We start from the raw sequence: 19,655 nt of genomic DNA, 5'->3' as shown, positions 1-19,655 counted from the left end.
GGAAGGAAGAGTAAAAATGGGCTTATGCTTTAATAGATTGTTTAATATATAGCAAGAAACACTATTTTAAAAATAGCCAAAAACTCGTTTTATTAGGGGGTTAATAAGAATTTTTATACCAGCTCCCTTTATTGGATTGCTCTAAAAAAAGCCCAGTCGGGATTACTTTCATCACAGCCTGTTAGTACAAATACATTTATGGTGTCACTTGTTAAACCTCTAATTATTGACATGTTTCCTACAGGTTGATTTTTTTAACTAAAGTTAACAATAAACCGTTTGAGGGTTATTCGTGTGATTAGTACAATGAAGGTAAGGATGAAGGAGATGAGTATGATGAGACTTACGATTAGTCAAATACTTATAAAAAAAAGAGAAGAAAAAGCAATTACACAAGATGTCCTAGCAAAATTTATAGGTGTTTCCAAAGCCTCTATATCCAAATGGGAAACAGGTAAAACTTATCCAGATATAACACTTCTGCCGAAGCTTGCATCATTTTATAATATAACGATTGACGAACTGATTGGTTATGTACCGCAGTTAACGAAGGATGAGATAAAGAAACAATATCACGAGCTTGCTACAAAATTTAGTAAACAGGATTTTGAGTTAGTATACGAGGAAAGCCAAAGTATAATTCAAAAGTATTATGCATGCTTTCCCTTCTTACTTCAAATGGGTGTTCTTTATTTGAATCATTATATGCTCGCGCCAACGGAGGAAAAACAACAAGCTATTTTAGAGGAGACAGCTCAGCTGTTTGTAAGGATTAAGCAAGAAAGTGATGATGTTTGGCTTAATAAACAGGCAAATTCGTTACAAGCAGTCATTTATTTATTATTAAAGAAACCTGAAAAAGTATTGTCTTTGTTAGGGGATACGTTACGCCCTGCTGTTGGCGATGAAATTGTACTATCTAATGCCTTTCAAATGATGGGTGATGTAGAGCAAGCAAAACGCACCTTACAAGTGAATATGTATCAAAGCTTATCAAGTCTAGCAGGAACTGCTCATTCATATATGTTATTAAATATTGACGATCAAGAGAAATTCGAAGAAACCATTCTGCGCATGGAAGGGATTACTTCTATTTTTGGATTAAAGGAATTGCATCCGAATATCGTGTTGCAGTTTTACTATGCAGCTGCCCAAGGATACGCAATGCAAGGGAATCGAGAGAAAACGTTGTACTGGTTGGAAAGATATGTAGGGGTTTGCACGTCTAACATTTTTCCATTTACATTACATGGAGATAATTTTTTTACGTTAATTGATGACTGGCTTGAAAATTTAGATTTAGGTATTAATGCAGTGCGGGATGATGAAGTGATTAAAGAAAGTATGCTGCAAAGCGTATGCGCACAACCGGCGTTCGGTTTTATTCAAGAGGATCCTTTATATAAATTGCTTGTCGAAAATTTAAAATTCTCATTAGGAGGAAAAAAGTAAATGGAGAGCAACATGTCAACTTTAATAGAATATTTACCATTTTTATTACCACTGATTATTATTCAGTTTGGATTGGCCATCTTTGCAGTAGTTCATGTAATAAAGCACCCGACATATAGGTTTGGAAACCAGGTGATGTGGATTATCGTAGTACTCTTCTTTCAATTTATTGGTCCTGTTATTTATTTCGTATTTGGACGGGGTGATAAATAAATGTCCATTGTTGAAGTAAAAGGACTGAAGAAGCAATTCGGAGAAAAAAAGGTAATTGATGATATTTCATTTACAGTTGAAGAGAATCGAGTCTTTGGCTTTCTTGGCAGAAATGGTTCAGGAAAAACGACTACAATGAAAATGTTATTAGGTTTACTACAACCAGATGAAGGTAGTTTAAATATTTGTGGAGAATTGGTTCGTTTCGGTGAGACGAAAACCAATAAATACATTGGATTTTTACCTGATGTTCCAATGTTTTATCCCTTTATGACTGCAAGAGAATACCTTCTATTATGTGGTCAAATTACTGGTTTGAAGCAATCATATACGAAGCAGAAAAGCGATGAATTGTTAGATCTTATTGGATTGGCTAACGAATCTGGTAGGATTGGTACTTATTCAAGAGGGATGAAGCAACGTCTAGGAATTGCGCAAGCACTTTTAAATGAGCCTAAATTATTAATTTGTGATGAACCGACCTCAGCATTGGATCCAATTGGTCGAAAACAGATACTAGACATCTTACATGAAGTAAAGCAGAAAACAACGGTTATTTTTTCAACACATGTATTATCTGATGTGGAACGTATTTGTGACGATATTGCTGTGTTACATGAAGGTAAAATTGTGATGGAGGGAGATCTACAAGCTATAAAAAGGCAATATCAATCTGATCAATCTGATCAATTGTATATTCAATTTGGAACAGAGGATGATAAAAACAAATTTTGCGGATTATCAAGTATTCAAAATTTGTTGAATGATAGTAATTTTAAAGAGGAGAAAATGAGTCTGCAATTTAAACATACCCATTTTACAGAGCAATTAGTTTTGCAAGCATTCCAGGAAGCGCAAGTTTTTCCGCAAAAGTTAGAAAAAATGGATCAATCATTAGAAAATATATTTATGGATGTGGTTAAATGAAATCATTTCAAGCATTTATAAAAAAAGAATTAATGGAATCACATCGTACTTATAAATTGTGGATTATAGTCACTATTTTTTTAGGTCTTGGCATTATGAGCCCGTTAACTGCAAAATTAATGCCTGTATTATTTGAACAGTTTATGCCAGCAGGTGTGGTAATGGATATTCCAGAGCCAACTGCCCTCGATTCTTGGATCCAGTTTTATAAAAATGTCTCACAAATGGGTATTATTTTGTTCATAATTTTATTTAGTACTACACTATCAGCAGAGTTGTCAAAAGGGACCCTCATCCTCATGTTAACAAAAGGGCTTTCAAGAAAAACAGTTATCTGGTCGAAAGTCACAGCTATATCACTAATTTGGACACTAAGCTATGCTCTAGCTTTTTGGACGACCTTCGCATATACATCTTATTATTGGGATATGGGTACTGTTTCGCATTACTACTTTGCTGCTTTTTGTTTATGGTTATTTGGCATTTTAATGATTGCTGTATTTTTGTTTGGAAATGTCTTAGCCTCATCAACCTATATGCCGATGCTTTTTTCGGGAATAGTATTTGTAGCATTACTACTACTAAATATGTTTGAGAAAACAGAAGCATATAACCCGATCCGGCTAGCAACGAATAATGTAGAATTACTAACCGGTGCTATGGCAACAGAAGATTTTACGAATGTTATTTGGCTAACCGTTGCAAGTATTTTCATAATCCTTTTAAGTTCCATAGCTATTTTCAATAAAAAACAACTATAACAATAAGGTTAATGGGTGCAAGCCCTACACAGCCTCTTTCTCCAAACTCTATCTTCATTTGTCCAATAATTATTTATCGATTATGTAATAAATTACCTTATCCATATTTTTTTTCTTACATAATCTATAAGTATCAGGAGGAGAGGGGGAATAGTAAATGTCTGGATATGAAAATCAAGGTGGCGGAGCAGGTTATGGTAATAGTGGATCTGGTTTCGTGCTACTTATAGTGTTGTTTATCCTACTTATAATTGTGGGAGCATCGTTCATTTATTAGTTAGTTGCTACTAGCTGAGTTTAAAAATAAATCCCATTCTTAACTTTCTTCTAAAAAAATCGACTTTCTCTTAATTGAGTTAGTTGTTTTTTTTAGATGAAATAAAAAATATTACAAGACAATATAACAAAAAGCCGATGTCCTTAAATAGTAAGGAACATCGGCTTTTAACTACCTAAACAAGCCTATAGCAGATCCTAATTGTCTCATCATGTTATATCCATTTTGTAAGGTAGTGGCGTGACCCGCAAGTGTGTTGATATGATTGGGCAGTCTTCCTAAAAAGCCTGGGGAAGAATTATTGGAAGAAGGCTGGTTCCATCTATTATCAAAAGGTTGCCCAAATGGTTGTCCCTGATTAGGGGGACCAAACTGCTGCCCCTGATTAGGTGGTCCAAATGGTTGCCCAAATGGTTGTCCTTGATAAGGAGGTCCAAAAGGTTGCCCTTGGTAAGGAGGACCGAACTGTTGCCCTTGATAAGGAGGGCCAAACCCTTGTCTATAACTTGGAGGAAAGGATCTTCTTGGTACTGGTGAAAAAAGTGGCATGTACTCACCTCCTTACAGAGTAAACCTATTTATAATATATGGAAAAGTGCCTTCTAGACTTAGACTTTTAATGGAATTCTTATAAGAATAATAAATTGATATAATTCGTTGCCACTTAAACTTAACGTGATAAGGGGACTAATTCTCTCTTTCAACGTTTGAGAAAATTTTCTTAAATAGCGGTTAATAATGTAACAACAAATAGTGAAGATGTAGATGATTGTAGGTTAATGCGATATCATGTCATGGCTTATATCATGCCCGCTCATTCCTGATGGGAAGAAGGTTGGCCAGTTATTTACTTCCTGAAGTAAAGTCTGTCGGTCGTTCCCCCAATAGAGGTGATAGTGGTCAGACTCCTTCGGAGATATAATATGATCACTGAACTGAACGTATTGTGGAAGACCTTGTGTTTCTTCCTTAAGCTTAAATATGTATCTTACTCCTTTATTTCCTGCCTCATAGGTCAAAATCTCATAGCCATCATATATATACTGGCCTTTCACCTCTTTTTCCCCCCTGTAAAAGGTGATCGTGTCCTCCTTAATCACAATACGATCAACATCTGTTTGATATCCAACTCGGTAGTATTCCTTATAGTCTTCAGCAGACTTCTTGCCTTCATGCTCTGCCTTATGTGCAAATACTTCATCAAGTGAGCCATCCTCGAGGTATGGATAGACGGATTGCCAGTCACCATCCCAATCCGAAAGAGCACGATGCTGTACTTGACTATCTTTAAAATAACCGGCGTAAATCTTATCTTTTTTTTCGACATGAGAGTGATTATGCCCATGTTCACTTTTTTCAACACGCTTGTCTGTTGCTTCCTGGGACGTCTCGTTCTCAAGGTTCTTTTCTTCGGAGAGATCAGTAGCCTGACATCCAACTAATAAGGTGCTGATAGCTAAAAAGCTTAACCCATTTCCTAACGATATCTTCATAAATAACACTCCTTTTATAAATAGTAATGGTTACGATTTAGAATTATACGTTTAGTTTTAAGGCACGTCAAGAAATAATTGGTTAGTTTTTAAAAATTCTAAACTCCATTAAGATGAAGAAATAGATAGCTTCCCAACGTGGACTATTTATTTTGTCACTCACATCGCTCTCTGTCCGTGGTGCATCAATTGAAAATAGATCACAATTCCAAGCTTTAAGTAACTCAAATTTAGAGGTTTGTTTGTGGAAACGAAAGAGCTTAGCATGAACATATGTTCACTGCTAAGCTCTTTTTTATAAGTCCATATTTAGCTCGACCATAGTAAGTAGGAACACTTAAAAACACTTAGAGAATTTGTTCAAACAAAATTAACTCTTAGTTTGGACATATTTAGCGTATGAAATACGAAAAGAACCCTTTTTCTTTTGCCAATTTACTTTTAAAAGATTATACTTACAAAGTGATTTATTTAAAGTACTCAAATTAAAGTAGTTTATTTAAAGTGATTAGATAATGAAAGAAGGAAAAAGGTAAATGAAGTTTACACAATTTTTGAAAACAAAGGGAGCTATTGCTTCCATTTTTATGGGGATATTTTATGCAGTTGCTATGCTGGGGATTTTTCTTCCAGGGTATACAGCGATCCCAGGTAATATCGATCAACTTCCAATAGCCCTAGTCAATGAGGATGCCGGTGAATATGGCTCGGTGATTGCCGACCAGTTAAAAGAAAGTTTACCATTTGAAGAGATTAAAACAGATTTGTCCAATAAGAATGCGTTAGAACAGCTAGAGGAAAATGAAGTAACTCTAGTAATTCACATTCCTGAAAATTTCTCGGCAAACATGCAGAACGGAGAAGTATCATCCAGTATTGACTTCACTGTTAACGAAGCGGGTGCAACAGTTGTTTCTTCCTCCATGACGTCTATTGTCACGGAGATAAACAATCAGTTAAGCGCTCAGTTTTCTCAGCAGACCGCAAAGGGAGTGTTAATGAACTTTAATGTTCCTGAAGACCAAGCTGCTGCAATGGCAGAAACGATTGAAACATCGTATGTTGGAAACGTAGTAACGATCAATGACATCCCGGATGGTATGCATAACAACATGCTTCCGATGTTCTTAACAATGGCAGGTTATGTAGGGGCAATGATTGCAGCAATGCAATTAGTAGCTTCCTTCAAGGAGAGCCGCGGAAAAGCGAGCAAAACTCGTTTATTCGTTTACGTGCAATTGACTGCATTAATGATTGCCGTACTTGCGGCTCTTGCAGCAATGGGGATTACCTATCTAGTAAATGAACCTAGTGGAGATTTATTTTTAGGTCTTTTTGGTCAGCAAGTTTTAAACTATATGGTAGCATTTAACTTTACGGCAATGTTTATATTCCTTGTTGGGGAGGGTGGTATGATTCTGAACATACCAGTCCTACTAGTACAGACCATTGCAAATGGAGCAACCATTACAAGAGACATGATGTATGGACCGTACGAGTGGGTAAGCTATATTTCCCCAATGTATTACTCTGTACAAGCATACTTTGCTAATATGTATGGAGGTATTAGCCCAACACCTTATGTATGGGGCATGATTGCGGTCGGTTTAGGAGCAATGTTAATAAATATGCTGCTTGTAGCCTTCGTCCATAAACCAGTTCCAATAGAAAGAGCTTCAATAAGCGAAACAAAGGAAGTTGTGAATAATACTGAAATTACTGCATGATTTTGCTACAATGAATATAATTCTGCCAAAGGAGCGGTACTATAATGGCAATTCAAATATATATATTGGGCAAATTAATGCAGGATAATAACTATCCATATAAGTTAAAAAAAGAGCTTTCAGAGCCAATTCCCCTAGATCAATTAGGGGGAGTAACAGAAAGTAAGCTATATTATCATTTTGAATCTTTGGTAAAACAAGGACTGATTGAACCGGTAGAAATTATTAAGGAGGAGCACCGACCTGATAAACAAGTATTTGCGATAACTGAGAAAGGTAAAGCTGCTTTACCACAAAAAATTTATCATATATTTGAGAATACAGATACAATTAGCGGAATGGTCATCGCTCTAGCAAATATAGAATATGTTGATCGCGAAAAAGTAATTAAGATACTTGAAAAGAAAATAACGCTTCTCAAGGAACGATGGAATAACATAAAAAACTTAGAAAACCAAGTAAAGTTAACAGAGGAGAAAGAACATTTAGTCAATTATCTTGGAGAATATTTTTCAGACAAGACTGATCATACCTCGCATTGGCTTGGGGAGTTAATTAGTCGTATTAAAAGAAATGAAATATAAGAGGGTTATTCAGCTAATTCCATAGCTGAATAACCCTTTTGTATTTAGAGTAGAATTCCATTTTATAGATTGGTTATAAAATTGAGTAAATATCGTGGGAAATTGTATAATGGGTATAATTGGAGGTGAAGTATTTGAAACTGTTTATTCAAGTGGTCATTGGTTTGATGTTGTTAATATTTTCTACAATTGCTTCTTGGTATGAGGGAAGTACATTGACAACGGCTATATGGGAGTGGAAGCATACAGCTATTTTTTCAAATTGGTTTAATGGGTCAGTAAACCAAACGAGCGACATTTTGACAATAGATTATTTTATATATGCAGCTAAATTCTCACCTGCCTATCCTTTAATCATGCTATTAAGTGGAACGTATATAATTATACTGATCGGCTACATATTATTTAAAGGTAAAACAAAGCTATTTTCTTATTTTCTAACTTCTGTCGGAATTGTATTCTTGGTTCTATGTAATTTAATATCAGGTTCCCCAACGATAGGTCTAACCATATTTTTTTACAGTTCTCTTTTAATAGGAATTTTAGCGATTGGTGTAGCAACTATCTTACTTGTTACCAACAAAAATAAGGGGATAACAACTTAAATTCCCTGTTCCATAAATAGCTAAATATTATAAGAGCTAAACCAGAAGCCGATACTTCACTAGTGTGGGCTTTTTTTCATTCATAATTTAATATGCCTTTAGTGAATCCATCCCGTTTACAAAACAATAAAGAGGATATATTATGTATATATGAATATATAAACATATATTAGTTTAAGGTTTTAATATAAATAGGGGGAAGGGGAGGAGTTATTATGTCGGATCACCATAATCACACACACAGTGCCAATAAAAAAGTATTGCTCGTTTCTTTTTTTATCATTTTCACCTATATGATTGTAGAGGCAATCGGGGGCTATTTGACCAACAGCTTGGCGCTTCTTTCAGATGCAGGACATATGCTAAGCGATGCCGTTTCTTTAGCAATTGCTTTGCTCGCATTTCGCTACGGTGAGAAAGCTGCAAATATTAATAAAACATATGGCTATAAGCGTTTTGAAATTTTAGCAGCTGTGCTCAATGGACTAACGCTTATAGGAATCGCATTCTTTATCTTTTATGAGGCATTTATGCGATTTGCTAATCCACCAGAGGTTGCGACAACTGGAATGCTAATCATTAGTTCTGTTGGGTTAGCGGTTAATATTTTTGTAGCATGGTTCATGATGCGAGGTAGTGACACAGAAGACAACCTAAATATGCGAGGAGCTTACTTGCATGTTATTAGTGATATGCTAGGCTCAGTCGGAGCAATCATTGCTGCATTACTCATCCTGTTCTTTGGATGGGGATGGGCGGATCCATTGGCTAGTGTGATTGTCGCTGCGCTTGTATTAAGAAGTGGATACTTTGTAACAAAGGCATCTCTCCATGTTCTAATGGAAGGTACCCCACAAAATGTAGACATAAATAACATTGTACAAACAATCGAACAAAACCCTGAAATCCATAGTGTCCATGATTTGCACATCTGGTCTATAACCAGTGGCTTGAATGCACTATCCTGCCATGTGGTTGTGAAAAAGGAAATGACAATTGGTGAGGGTGAAAAACTCCTGCAAAAAGTAGAGCACGATTTAGCTCATCAAAGTATACAGCATGTGACTATTCAACTGGAAACAGAATCACATAAACATGATTCATCTATTTTATGTACAACAAAGGCAGAAGACACAGGAGCTCACCACCATCATCACCACTAACTAAAAGGCTATGTTAAAGGTTATGGTTGATTTAGGATGCAAAGAAATATTAAATCAGAGAGTAGAATTGATTTCCGCCCCAACCGGACGCTTTCCGTGGGGTGAGCGATAAGCCATCACCCGTCGCTAACGCGCGCGGTTGTGATGTCTTATCTGTCTCACTCATCCCACTGGAGTCGCCGTCTGGCGCTCCAATCAATAAATGGAACAGCTTTATCATCGATAAATCGCTAATAATTTACTCGAATAAATAAAGCTTCGAAATGGTCACCAACCCCAATTTCATCATCTATTTATATTTAACAGACATTTGAAAGTACCTTTGTTTATGTTTACAGTCACTATAAAAAAGAATTGTTAGTCAAAATAAACTCATATCTTTAACAAAGCTAACTAAAAAAATAAGGAGGGTATAAAGTGGAGGAAAAGTTACAGCATGATTTAGACGAAGAAACCCTTTTCGTTGTATCCCAGACGTTCAAAGCACTAAGTGATCCTACTCGTATACGAATATTAAATTATTTATGCTGTGAAGAGCACTCTGTCAATGAAATAGCTGAATCATTAAATTTAGGGCAAACAACGGTTTCTCATCAGCTTCGCTTTTTAAAGAACTTGCGCTTAGTAAAGTTTCGCCGTGAAGGAACTACCATGTACTATTCAAGCGATGATGATCACGTGATGAACTTATTGCATCAGGCTGTGAGCCATGCCAAGCATTAACTTAATCTTTTGGCTAGGCTTCTACTTGCATTCCAAAGTTGCTTGTAACCAAAAAGAAAGCTCCGATATTTACTTTACGTAAATCTTCGGAGCTTTTTATTTGTAGAGAGGGCTTGTATTATTCTTTAAGTCTTACTTCTCCTGGCTTTTTCATAAATAGAGATAGCACAAGATTTACGATTGCCAATATTAAACCTAGGGTAAATACGAATGATGAGCCAGAAGCAGTTGCCTCTGCTAAATTATCATTAACCGTTGTTAAATAGCTACTTTGTTTTGCAGACAACACTGAAACCATGATGGCAATACCCATTGCCCCAGCTACTTGTTGAACTGTTTGAGTTAATGCTATTCCATCTGGATAGTATTCTCTAGGCAATGAATTTAGTGTATTTGTTTGCGTAGAAGCAAGTACCATACCGATACCAAGCATCATGATAATATGTGTAACAACTAATAACCATGTAGCTGTGTCGGTACCAAATGAAGCATAAAGGATATACCCAATAACAACAAAGATAGTACCTGGAGTTATTACAGCTTTTGGACCAAACTTATCAAACATCCGTCCGATGGTAGGTGCTAAAATACAATTCAACAAGCTTCCTGGTAGTAATACCAGGCCAGTAGTAAAGGCAAGCATTAATAATGCCATTTGCATGTACATAGGTAAAACAACAAGCAATGATAGCATATTAAAGAATGTGATAAAGCTCATTACAACTCCCAAGACGAATAAAGGATATTTAAAGGCCTTCAAATTCAGCATTGGATTCTCCATTTTCGTTTGACGAAGAGAGAACAGAATTAATGCAATCACACCAACAATAATGGATGTTATAACGATTGTACTCGTCCAGCCATGTTCTCCGGCAACACTTACTCCGTATACAATGCCCCCAAAGCCAAGCGTTGAAAGAATAACAGATAAAATGTCTATAGAAACTTTTCGAATTTCGTTAACATTAGGCAAGAACACTAAGCCGATGATAGCAGAGAGTAGTAAGAACGGAATGGTTACCCAAAAGATCCATTCCCATGATAGTGTATCTAAAATTAGTCCAGCAATCGTTGGACCTAATGCTGGTCCTGCTAACATAACTAGTCCCATTACTCCCATTGCAGCACCACGTTTGTTAGGAGGGAAAATAGTAAAGATGACATTTTGCGTTAATGGCAAATTGATCGCTAATCCTGCTGCTTGAATAATACGTCCAACTAGCAAAAGGCTAAAAGTCGGTGAAACTGCAGCTAAAATAGTTCCGATAATGGATAAAGAAATAGAAGTAAGGAACATTTGACGTGTTGTAAATTTTTGCATCAGAATTCCCGTTACAGGTACTAAAATACCTAAAGTTAAAAAGTAACCCGTGGCTAACCATTGAATGGTTGTAGGTTTAACATCAAATATTAAACTTAAGTCTCCTAAAGCAATATTCAATGCGGTTTCACTAAAAAGTCCGACAAATCCTGCTACTAAAAGAGCAGCCATTATCGGTCCTGTCTTGAACTGTTTATTCATTTATATTTGAAACTCCCTCTATAAAATAGATATTCCCCTAGACTTTGTCTTAAGGGGAATACTTCTTTGTTTTGTAAACGTGAGTAAACATCTACTGACGTCCCGATATGGCAGATATTATTCTAGGGCTTCTTGAGCTCTAAAAATAACATATCCAAGTATTTATATACTTCATTATTATTTAGAAATAATTTATAAGTTGTACTATGAGTACACTTAAGTAAAAAATAGCAATCACTATATGTCGACTATAAGCGATTTGTGTATTTTTATAATTTCTTTGTTTTGACCGGTCTAGTTGTTACTATAACAAAATAATTTCTTGTGATGTAAGTGTTTTTTTCGTAGGGAAATTTATGTAGTTCACATTTTAGACATATTTAAGGTTGAATATTGAGATTTTATTGGTAGGTATTAAGAGGGGGATTAGTTTTATTTAGGAGGAAGTATAAGTATTTGTTGTGGATATAGTTAACCCTCCAAGCATTATTTGCTTGGAGGGTTGAGTATATATTATTAAATTTTAGCCTTTTTATAGCTGTCTGCTAGCTCCATAACTGTAGAAATGACTACAGATACCACAATGATAATCCATATTATTTCAATCACAGATAGCAAGGAGGGGATGTTCATTTCTAAAACGTTTGCCATATAAGGAATCGTAGCCTCGTTATATAAATTAGCATGACTTGTTATGATGATAAAAGTAATAATACTCATCGTATGGATGATTCCATTTACAATTGCAACATTCTTTGTCCATTGACCAACATACCACTTGTAAAGAGCCAACCCAATCTCAAGTACAATAAATGCTACTACTAAAGGCCAATATGATAGTAACACCTGTTGGTCAAAAATGGGCATTACTAGCTGTAAGCCCGTATCTTCAGCTGACCGGTATATTCCAGCAAGGTGATCAGCGTTCCAATAAATTACAGCCCATATTACAGTCCACAAGATACTAAAAACTATTTCTCCGGTTGTTATCATTTTTTTTGCAGGGACGATTCGGACATCCTTTAAATCCTCTGGTGTCCAAGGAGTGCCTCTTTTCGTTAAGGGTAGATCATTTTTGGATAGACCAACTCGTTCTACAATGACAAATACTATAGTGACCCAGATAAATACTTGTGAAATAAGGTATATGACATTAACGATAGTGTCTGTAAAGATATTAATAATTACCGATAATACCGCTTCTTCTCCATTGAAAAGCCCAATACTTGCAACAACATTTAGGATGACACATATAAGGATTGCCCAAGGGAAAATCATCTTTAGTGTTTCTATATAAGCGTCATAAACCCTTGGACCGATTAAATACATCGGCTTATCACGATAGCTTGCTGCTAAAACAGCAGGATCGTCCATTTTAGCTAGCGCCTCTTTTACTTCTTTTTCTGTATAGCCCTCTGGGAGCATATCTTCAATCGAAAATTTTAGCTCCATTGCAATATCATCTCGCGATTTTTTTGGAAGTCTTCTTGTTACTTCATACACATAAGCATCAATCAAATTCATTTAAATCATCTCCCTCTAAAAGTGACCTCAATTCTAAAGTCATTTTCTCCCACTCTCCTTTTAATAGTTCAAAAACCTCTATGCCATAATCACTTAGTACATAATACTTTCTTGGTCTACTTTCTGTTGTATCCCAGCTACTTGTTAATAAATCTTGTTTCTCTAAACGACGTAGTAAGGGATATAGTGTACTTTGTTCAATAGAAACCCCAGCACTTTCTAATCCTTGAACTAACGAATAACCGTACTGTGGCTTTCGTAATTGACTTAAAACTGCTAAAGGAAGCGTTCCTCTTCTAAGTTCAGTCATGTATGAATCCAACAAATTAACCAATTATTCTCACCTCTTTTTCTATACTGTATATCATACACTATTAGGTGACGAATTATAACATATATAATACTTTATTAGAAAAAAATTATTTTATGTAGGCTTTACTTAAAAAAATTACATAAACGAGTCAATTTCATAAATCGTCTTTTTCTTAAGCTTAGACTGCCCCCTGGGTTAAAACTTACGTTTTTAAAATTTAGGCTGCTATCTTTTGATTTTGTAAAATGACCTGGATTCGATCTGCCGCTAATTTGCAGGCATTATAAATAAACGTTACCAGATTGAAATGTAGCTTTGCCTTTCTTCCTGTTCGATGACGGACATTCTTTAATTGAAAATATTGTTTTAAATAGGCGTTTACGCGTTCAACGGCCGTTCGTTCTTTGTAAAGAGTTTTCCACAGTTTAGAGCCACGTGCTGGATACGTGTATTTTCGAATATCTGAGTCACACTTGATTTTGAATACCTTTTGACATAAAGAATCTTCGCGTAAAGGACAGGCCGCACATTCTTTTGGGCGCGTAAATTTTAGCGTGCGATATTGCTCGTCAAAACTATCGTAACAGTAGCTATGTTCACGTACACAAGTGGGACGGAAGTGTTCATCAAAACCGATGTATTCACCTTCACGGCGAATATTATATGGGATAACTGCATGCATCTTTTGCCTAATCGCCTGCGTATATATTGGTTCATAATCATAGCCTGCATCGAATAAAGCTATTGTAAAATGATTCGGTATCAAGTGTTCAACCTTTTTTAGTAAGGGAATCGCTGCTTTACTATCATGTAAGTTGCCGGATGTCATAAGCCGACTCACGATATATTGGCTTTTTGATGAAACAGCCAAATGTCCTTTAAAGCCATACCAGAATGTATTTTTACCGTCGCTATTTTTCTTGATGCCCCATTGTGGGGCAATTGGTGCGTCTGCCCAAAGTGTTTCCAGGGGTATCTAATTGGTGCTCGATCTTTTTCTCGTAAGTCGTTTGATTCGCATCGATCGCCGCTTGTTCAGAGAGCCAAACGGCGTGCTCTTCTTTTGTTTTTCTCCCACGTTTTTTCAGAGGCGTTTCTTTCTTTTCAGAAGGTTTCGAAGCATCGCGTGATTCGAAATGTGTCGCATCGATTGCCAAGTGCTCATCACAAAGAAAACCTTCTAGAAACGCATGATGAATTAGGGCATCCTGCATGTCATCTAGAACAGTCGATTGACTAATGACATCAATTATACGGGAATAGGAAGCTTCCGAGGGAACTGGGTCTGAAAAAAGGAACCCGCAATCCAAACGAAATAAAGGGTCGTTGACCAAACGCTTAACTAAATCCTTTATCGTTGGGATACGCTCCACAATACGAATAATGAGCGACTGAATCATAGCACCGTAATTTAATTCACGTGGTGCCCCACGCATCGTCTTTTTTGAGAATAAGTGAAAAATCGGTTGTACGTCGAATGCGGCAAAAATTGCGTCAAACCGACGAGATCTTTCCAAGTCCAATAATTCTTGGATGTCAAAAAGGCTAATTTGTTTTACAATAGTCATAGGGCATTCACCTCTTGGGTAATTTTGGTTTGGTCACTTAAATTATACCAAATTAGGGAGGTGCCCTTTTTTTATTGTTCGAAACCCCTTGATACCGAAGGGATTGGAATTATGAAATTCACTCAAACGAATATAAAATTCGTTATTATCTCTTTAATATTGTTGTTTTTCCATGTTGTAGCTAGCGATAGACTTATTTTTTGTATAGTTGAATCTTTTTGTACTAAGATAACAATGAATCTAATACTTTTAAGAGGAGCTTGAAAATGAACCGTTTAGAAAACAAAACTGCTATAATCACCGGAAGTGGAGCTGGAATTGGTAAGGAAATTGCAATTGCATATGCAAAAGAAGGCGCTAGTGTAGTAATCGCTGACTTTAACGAGGAAGCTCTGCAATCTACCGTAAAAGAATTAACAGAATCAGGATTTTCTGTTTTTGGTGTTAAAGTGAATGTTGCAAACGAGAATGATGTGAAAAAAATGGTTTCCTCCACAATTGAGCATTTTGGTCGCATTGATATTTTAGTGAACAATGCAGGTGTAGGTGATAATATGCAAGCAGCCGCTAATGTCGAGGATGATATATGGAACCGTGTTATGAATATTAATGTAACAGGTGTTATGCGCTGTATACGTCAAGTGCTCCCTCATTTTGAAAAGAACGGAAGTGGCACAATTATCAACATGGCATCATTATCAGGTGTAATGGGTGGTCGTGGTGGACTTACTTATACTGCAGCTAAGCATGCTGTTGTTGGTATGACTAAAAATGTTGCTTCGCATTATGGACCACTTGGTATTCGTTCCAATGCCATTGCACCTGGGCACGTAGAAACAGGATTCGCAGCAGCTATGGATAATGTTGATCCATTCGGTATGAAGCAAGCCACACGAGGTGTTGGAATGATGACAAGAGCAGGTCAAGTATCAGACATCTCAAATATTGCCCTATTCCTAGCCTCTGAAGAATCTTCACTTATCAATGGTATTGTAGTAACAGCTGATGGTGGTTGGAGTGCTTACTAACTATCATTAACTATTTTCTATTAAGTAAGAGCATCAAAGTAAGAGCATCGAAAAATACCTCCAGGGATGAAACTCTCGAGGTATTTTTGCTTTTTAATGTGTTATTCGATTAGAAGCGTACAATACGTCTAAAAATCTCACCGCTACTAAATAGATGTTGAAGTAATTAGCAAAGAGAGAAGGCAGTTTCAAAATTTCATATTTATCTTGGCTTTAACTCTTTAGGTATTAACTTATAGATATAGAATCTCTATTACTGTTCTAATAATATCGTGCATATAATGCTTAACAATGGAAACATTCTTTAGGATAAAACGTCTGTTTACATTATAAATGTTCTATAGGGGGAAAAATGGAAGACTTCATATTTACTTTAAAAATGATTATTATTGGACTTGTTCAAGGCTTTACAGAGCCAATTCCGGTTTCATCGAGTGGGCATGTTATGATTGCTAGTGAGCTACTAGGAGTAGGAGAACAAGGCTTCACCTTTGCGATACTAACAAACACAGCCTCTTTGCTGGCTATCTTGCTCATTTATAGACAGGATATTATTAGACTAGCAACAAATTCTATTTCCTATGTGCAGAAGAAAGACACGCGTTACAAAAGTGATTTTCGATTTGTGCTTTTTATAATTATTGGGACGATTCCAGCGGGCATATTAGGGGTTCTGTTGAGTGACTGGATAGCTGAAAGCATCAGTCTGACGGTAATTGCAATAATGCTTTTCATCACCGGGTTAGCCTTATGGACGATCCGAAATATGAAGGGGACAAAAGGAGAAAAAGACCTGACAGCCAAGGATGCTTGGATTGTTGGTTTAGGACAAGCAGTTGCTTTAACACCTGGTATCAGTAGATCAGGAGCTACCATTATTTCCTCGATAGCAGTAGGGATGAAACAGGAGACGGCGCTAAGGTTCTCCTTTATGCTTTATATCCCGATAAGTTTGGGAGGAGTTGTACTTGGTTTGTCTGATTTTATCGATGAACCAAACAAGGCTGAATTAGCCATTCCTTATTTGGCAGCCTTTGTAAGTACCTTTATCATGTCCTATTTTGCAATGAGATGGTTTATGGGAATCATGAAGAATGGGAAGCTGCATTATTTTACTTATTATTGCTTCGCCGTTGGTACTCTGTTGTTAATATTCTTTTAAAGGTACAACTAGGAAGAGGGTTCTTACCTCTCTTTCTTTTTTTTATGAATAAATAGGTCGCCTAGATGGGTGCAGCTAAATTGCATATATAAAGGTTAGGAGATGCAAGGTGATGTACAAACCATTTGTACCGCCTTCAAATAAAATGAGGAGGCAAGTCTATGTCATTACTGCCGTCTGATCCATTTAATCAGCTAACCAATAATATATTTAAAGAAATAGAACGCTTTTTTGGAGAGCTTCCCCTTTTTAAGGAGATGCAACTCGGAAGCTTGCATATGGATATGAAGGAAACGGATAATGAAATTGTTGCATTATGTAATATTCCTGGCTTGGATAAAAATAGTGATCTCGAAATTGAAGTGGTAAACAACATGCTAATGATAAATGGCATGATTAACCACTCCGGAGAGGCAAACAATAGAAATTCACATTACGTAAGTCGATTTCACCGTTCTGTGTCACTCCCGAGCTTGGTTTCTAAGGAAGACATGATTGTAAACTATAAAAATAACCAGCTAGAGGTTAGAATGCCAAAGCTAAAATAGATAAAAAAAGGAGATCTCCAAGTTTGGGATCTCCTTTTTAATGTATGTTATTTCCTTGTGTATTTCTTAATAGCCGGAAGAATTTCATTGCCTATTAGTTCAAGATTTTTTACTAAACTCTCAAAAGGCACCCCACCAAAGTCCATTTGTGCAATGTATCGTTGATGACCAAAAACCTCATGCTGATAGAGGATCTTTTCAATAATTTGTTGAGGACTTCCGATATTCATCACATCATGGGGATCGGCGCCTTGCATAAATTGATGCTTAGGATAACCATGCCCGTTGATTAGGTGGAGACCGTGGTTGAGATAAGGATAAATTTCTTGTTGGGCTAGTTGGGTTGTTTCTGCAGCGTAGAAAAATCCTGCAGTTGCAACAGGAAGCGCTTCAGGATTAAAACCACTTTCTTTAGCTGCATTTCGATAAGCATCTATGGAAACTTTAAAGCTAGTAGCAGGACCTCCTAATGTTGCTATAAACATTGGAACGCCTGCATGTCCTGCTTTGATTGCGCTTTCTGGACGTCCACCAACAGCTCGCCAAATTGGTAAAGAACCGTTTTGCGGGCGAGGGATAACCTGTGCCTCCCTTAATGGAGCACGAAATTCACCGCTCCAGTTTATGATCTCTTCTTTATTAATTTGAAGGAGCAGCTCAAATTTTTCTTCAAAGAGCTCTTCATAATCTCTTACGTTATAGCCCAACAAATCGAAAAGACCAACTCGGGAAGCCCTGCCAGCAATGATTTCTGTGCGACCTTTGGAGATTAAATCAATTGTAGCAAAATCCTCATAAACCCGTACTGGGTCAGAGGTACTTATAATCGTAGAAGAGCTCGCAATTTTAAGTGTGTCCGTGGCTTGTGCTATTGCAGCCAAAACAACGGAATGAGCTTGTGTAGTAAAGTACTCCTGATGACTTTCCCCTACGCTAAAAAAATCTAGCCCTGCCTGCTCGGCTAATTTGGCTAGCTCTATTATTTCGTTAAGTCGCTGAGCGGAAGAAATACGTTCACCAGTATGGGGATTAGGAATATGGTCCCCTAGTGTATAAAGGCCAAACTCTAAGCCTTTGCTTTGGTCTATTCTATAGTTTTGCAATTATCGTCACCTCTCCAAGTTTACAGTTTAAAAAAGATAACTAGTAAATTAAAGATACTAAAGAAAACTTTAAAATGGAAAGCTTTTGTCTTATCTAAAAGGTGTTCTATCTTAAAAAAAAAAACAAACTTATAAACAGCTTCTCCCCAAAAGATAAAATGTAGCAGCTCATTATAGTAGAAATTAGACTTTCTCCACAAAGTTACACACATATTCAAAAATTTATAACATCTTTTTTGAGAGAATGTAGATAATTTCTAAAAAGTTATGCACTTATACACATAGTTATCCCTATTATAAAATGCTTCTGAAAGTTATCCCCATATTAAGGATTTCACCAAACGTGTGACAAATTAATGTTGTTATATCTTTTTTACTATACAACTTATGAGTTATATGGTTTCCTTATTTATTAGAAGAAACCAGTGGAGGCAAGATGAACGTGAAAAACATGGAATACATAAAGAATGAGCACTTTTTACAAAATATTTATTGCTCTTCCGTAGAAGAAACAGTAGAGGCAAGTTTGTTAGACAATCAGCTATTGTACATGAACCAATTAGGTCCTATCAAACTAGAAGTCGCATTTGACCAGTATAATGATGTGGTTTCAAAACTAACAGACCGTTTACAAAATGAAGAGCTTGCAAGAGAAACAGTGAAGCAAGGTGCTTTTACATATAAACAAGTTCGCTATATAGCCCAGGCTGGTCTTGTAGACGGACTAATCTTAGAGGAGTCAGGGCGAGTTCAGCTTCTAAATGAGTCATTAGGAATGAGTGCAGCTGTTGCTTTTGCGCAAAGTACATGGAACGGAGCCACTCGTGAGGAAGCGGGGGAATGTAAAATATTTTGTGTAAATGTATTACTATCTTTATTCTAAACACATACTTACTTTATCCGTTAAGGGGATAAGGCTCTGCTGAAGAGCAACCTGAGCACTTAACCGATGGCCAAAAAGG

20 protein-coding genes and 1 pseudogene are annotated in these 19,655 nt (G+C 36.5%); 14 read left to right on the top strand and 7 right to left on the bottom strand.

Translation table 11 applies throughout. The features are described from left to right. The first annotated feature begins 333 nt into the window (after nt 1–333). The 5 genes from M3627_RS18680 to M3627_RS18660 all read left to right on the top strand — a co-directional run bounded on the left by M3627_RS18680 (nt 334) and on the right by M3627_RS18660 (nt 3,630). Nucleotides 334–1,452 (top strand): helix-turn-helix transcriptional regulator, encoded by a 1,119-nt coding sequence (locus M3627_RS18680; RefSeq protein ID WP_251556993.1) that lies wholly within the window; start codon nt 334–336, stop codon nt 1,450–1,452. Next, nucleotides 1,453–1,665, top strand: coding sequence for a PLDc N-terminal domain-containing protein (locus M3627_RS18675; protein WP_240949579.1), 213 nt, complete (start codon nt 1,453–1,455; stop codon nt 1,663–1,665). Then, nucleotides 1,666–2,592, top strand: a complete 927-nt coding sequence (locus tag M3627_RS18670; RefSeq protein ID WP_251556992.1) for an ABC transporter ATP-binding protein — start codon at nt 1,666–1,668, stop codon at nt 2,590–2,592. Beyond that, the gene (locus M3627_RS18665; RefSeq protein ID WP_251556991.1) at nt 2,589–3,353 is read left to right on the top strand and encodes an ABC-2 transporter permease; all 765 of its coding nucleotides are present in this window, start codon (nt 2,589–2,591) and stop codon (nt 3,351–3,353) included. Before M3627_RS18670 ends, M3627_RS18665 begins: the two co-directional genes overlap by 4 nt. A gap of 157 nt (nt 3,354–3,510) precedes the next feature. Then, a complete protein-coding gene (locus M3627_RS18660) occupies nt 3,511–3,630 on the top strand; it encodes a YjcZ family sporulation protein (RefSeq protein WP_251556990.1) in 120 nt (39 codons plus the stop codon). A gap of 171 nt (nt 3,631–3,801) precedes the next feature. On the opposite strand, the gene M3627_RS18655 is transcribed toward M3627_RS18660, so the two are convergent. Both M3627_RS18655 and M3627_RS18650 read right to left on the bottom strand, forming a co-directional pair. After that, nucleotides 3,802–4,179, bottom strand: coding sequence for a hypothetical protein (locus tag M3627_RS18655; protein ID WP_251556989.1), 378 nt, complete (start codon nt 4,177–4,179; stop codon nt 3,802–3,804). 227 nt (nt 4,180–4,406) lie between these two features. Then, the gene (locus tag M3627_RS18650; RefSeq protein ID WP_251556987.1) at nt 4,407–5,123 is read right to left on the bottom strand and encodes a metal-binding protein ZinT; all 717 of its coding nucleotides are present in this window, start codon (nt 5,121–5,123) and stop codon (nt 4,407–4,409) included. Between the two features lie 536 nt (nt 5,124–5,659). On the opposite strand from M3627_RS18650, the gene M3627_RS18645 reads away from it, so the two are divergent. From M3627_RS18645 to M3627_RS18625, 5 genes are all read left to right on the top strand, one after another. Further along, nucleotides 5,660–6,850: a YhgE/Pip domain-containing protein gene (locus M3627_RS18645; RefSeq protein ID WP_251556985.1), complete on the top strand. Its 1,191-nt coding sequence runs from the start codon at nt 5,660–5,662 to the stop codon at nt 6,848–6,850. A gap of 44 nt (nt 6,851–6,894) precedes the next feature. Then, a complete protein-coding gene (locus tag M3627_RS18640) occupies nt 6,895–7,434 on the top strand; it encodes a PadR family transcriptional regulator (RefSeq protein WP_251556983.1) in 540 nt (179 codons plus the stop codon). 134 nt (nt 7,435–7,568) lie between these two features. After that, nucleotides 7,569–8,039 (top strand): DUF4306 domain-containing protein, encoded by a 471-nt coding sequence (locus M3627_RS18635; RefSeq protein WP_251556981.1) that lies wholly within the window; start codon nt 7,569–7,571, stop codon nt 8,037–8,039. A gap of 215 nt (nt 8,040–8,254) precedes the next feature. Next, nucleotides 8,255–9,202 (top strand): cation diffusion facilitator family transporter, encoded by a 948-nt coding sequence (locus M3627_RS18630; protein ID WP_251556979.1) that lies wholly within the window; start codon nt 8,255–8,257, stop codon nt 9,200–9,202. A 417-nt stretch (nt 9,203–9,619) separates the two neighbouring features. Beyond that, the gene (locus tag M3627_RS18625; RefSeq protein WP_251556978.1) at nt 9,620–9,925 is read left to right on the top strand and encodes an ArsR/SmtB family transcription factor; all 306 of its coding nucleotides are present in this window, start codon (nt 9,620–9,622) and stop codon (nt 9,923–9,925) included. A 118-nt stretch (nt 9,926–10,043) separates the two neighbouring features. Here the strand turns inward: M3627_RS18625 and M3627_RS18620 are convergent, their stop codons facing one another. From M3627_RS18620 to M3627_RS18605, 4 genes and pseudogenes are all read right to left on the bottom strand, one after another. Beyond that, nucleotides 10,044–11,447 (bottom strand): DHA2 family efflux MFS transporter permease subunit, encoded by a 1,404-nt coding sequence (locus M3627_RS18620; protein WP_251556977.1) that lies wholly within the window; start codon nt 11,445–11,447, stop codon nt 10,044–10,046. A 516-nt stretch (nt 11,448–11,963) separates the two neighbouring features. Continuing rightward, nucleotides 11,964–12,971: an HAAS signaling domain-containing protein gene (locus tag M3627_RS18615; RefSeq protein ID WP_251556976.1), complete on the bottom strand. Its 1,008-nt coding sequence runs from the start codon at nt 12,969–12,971 to the stop codon at nt 11,964–11,966. Continuing rightward, entirely contained in the window at nt 12,958–13,305 is a 348-nt protein-coding gene (locus tag M3627_RS18610; protein ID WP_251556975.1) for a PadR family transcriptional regulator, read from the bottom strand. The genes M3627_RS18615 and M3627_RS18610 overlap by 14 nt, the downstream gene beginning before the upstream one ends. A 196-nt stretch (nt 13,306–13,501) precedes the next feature. Further along, nucleotides 13,502–14,852 (bottom strand): annotated as a pseudogene (locus M3627_RS18605) (transposase). Nucleotides 14,853–15,118: 266 nt separating this feature from the next. Here M3627_RS18605 and M3627_RS18600 point away from each other — a divergent pair. From M3627_RS18600 to M3627_RS18590, 3 genes are all read left to right on the top strand, one after another. Beyond that, a complete protein-coding gene (locus M3627_RS18600; protein ID WP_251556974.1) occupies nt 15,119–15,880 on the top strand; it encodes a glucose 1-dehydrogenase in 762 nt (253 codons plus the stop codon). Nucleotides 15,881–16,232: 352 nt separating this feature from the next. Further along, nucleotides 16,233–17,042, top strand: a complete 810-nt coding sequence (locus M3627_RS18595; protein ID WP_251556973.1) for an undecaprenyl-diphosphate phosphatase — start codon at nt 16,233–16,235, stop codon at nt 17,040–17,042. Nucleotides 17,043–17,203: 161 nt separating this feature from the next. After that, nucleotides 17,204–17,590 (top strand): Hsp20/alpha crystallin family protein, encoded by a 387-nt coding sequence (locus M3627_RS18590; protein ID WP_169358351.1) that lies wholly within the window; start codon nt 17,204–17,206, stop codon nt 17,588–17,590. Nucleotides 17,591–17,637: 47 nt separating this feature from the next. Here the strand turns inward: M3627_RS18590 and M3627_RS18585 are convergent, their stop codons facing one another. Continuing rightward, nucleotides 17,638–18,693: an LLM class flavin-dependent oxidoreductase gene (locus M3627_RS18585; protein WP_169358352.1), complete on the bottom strand. Its 1,056-nt coding sequence runs from the start codon at nt 18,691–18,693 to the stop codon at nt 17,638–17,640. Nucleotides 18,694–19,135: 442 nt separating this feature from the next. Between M3627_RS18585 and M3627_RS18580 the strand changes: the two genes are divergently transcribed. Next, nucleotides 19,136–19,576, top strand: a complete 441-nt coding sequence (locus M3627_RS18580; protein ID WP_251556971.1) for a hypothetical protein — start codon at nt 19,136–19,138, stop codon at nt 19,574–19,576. Nucleotides 19,577–19,655 lie beyond the last annotated feature (79 nt).

It is taken from the genome of Psychrobacillus sp. MER TA 171 (assembly GCF_023713305.1).
Classification (GTDB): Bacteria; Bacillota; Bacilli; order Bacillales_A; family Planococcaceae; genus Psychrobacillus.
Note: the sequence above shows the minus strand (reverse complement) of the source record. Positions and strands in the feature narration are given on the sequence as shown.

Coding starts and splice junctions, on each gene's coding strand:
- M3627_RS18615 (WP_251556976.1), bottom strand. CDS start 12,971: ATGAATTTGATTGATGCTTATGTGTATGAAGTAACAAGAAGACTTCCA.
- M3627_RS18675 (WP_240949579.1), top strand. CDS start 1,453: ATGGAGAGCAACATGTCAACTTTAATAGAATATTTACCATTTTTATTA.
- M3627_RS18660 (WP_251556990.1), top strand. CDS start 3,511: ATGTCTGGATATGAAAATCAAGGTGGCGGAGCAGGTTATGGTAATAGT.
- M3627_RS18590 (WP_169358351.1), top strand. CDS start 17,204: ATGTCATTACTGCCGTCTGATCCATTTAATCAGCTAACCAATAATATA.
- M3627_RS18640 (WP_251556983.1), top strand. CDS start 6,895: ATGGCAATTCAAATATATATATTGGGCAAATTAATGCAGGATAATAAC.
- M3627_RS18665 (WP_251556991.1), top strand. CDS start 2,589: ATGAAATCATTTCAAGCATTTATAAAAAAAGAATTAATGGAATCACAT.
- M3627_RS18650 (WP_251556987.1), bottom strand. CDS start 5,123: ATGAAGATATCGTTAGGAAATGGGTTAAGCTTTTTAGCTATCAGCACC.
- M3627_RS18630 (WP_251556979.1), top strand. CDS start 8,255: ATGTCGGATCACCATAATCACACACACAGTGCCAATAAAAAAGTATTG.
- M3627_RS18655 (WP_251556989.1), bottom strand. CDS start 4,179: ATGCCACTTTTTTCACCAGTACCAAGAAGATCCTTTCCTCCAAGTTAT.
- M3627_RS18645 (WP_251556985.1), top strand. CDS start 5,660: ATGAAGTTTACACAATTTTTGAAAACAAAGGGAGCTATTGCTTCCATT.
- M3627_RS18595 (WP_251556973.1), top strand. CDS start 16,233: ATGGAAGACTTCATATTTACTTTAAAAATGATTATTATTGGACTTGTT.
- M3627_RS18620 (WP_251556977.1), bottom strand. CDS start 11,447: ATGAATAAACAGTTCAAGACAGGACCGATAATGGCTGCTCTTTTAGTA.
- M3627_RS18670 (WP_251556992.1), top strand. CDS start 1,666: ATGTCCATTGTTGAAGTAAAAGGACTGAAGAAGCAATTCGGAGAAAAA.
- M3627_RS18680 (WP_251556993.1), top strand. CDS start 334: ATGATGAGACTTACGATTAGTCAAATACTTATAAAAAAAAGAGAAGAA.
- M3627_RS18600 (WP_251556974.1), top strand. CDS start 15,119: ATGAACCGTTTAGAAAACAAAACTGCTATAATCACCGGAAGTGGAGCT.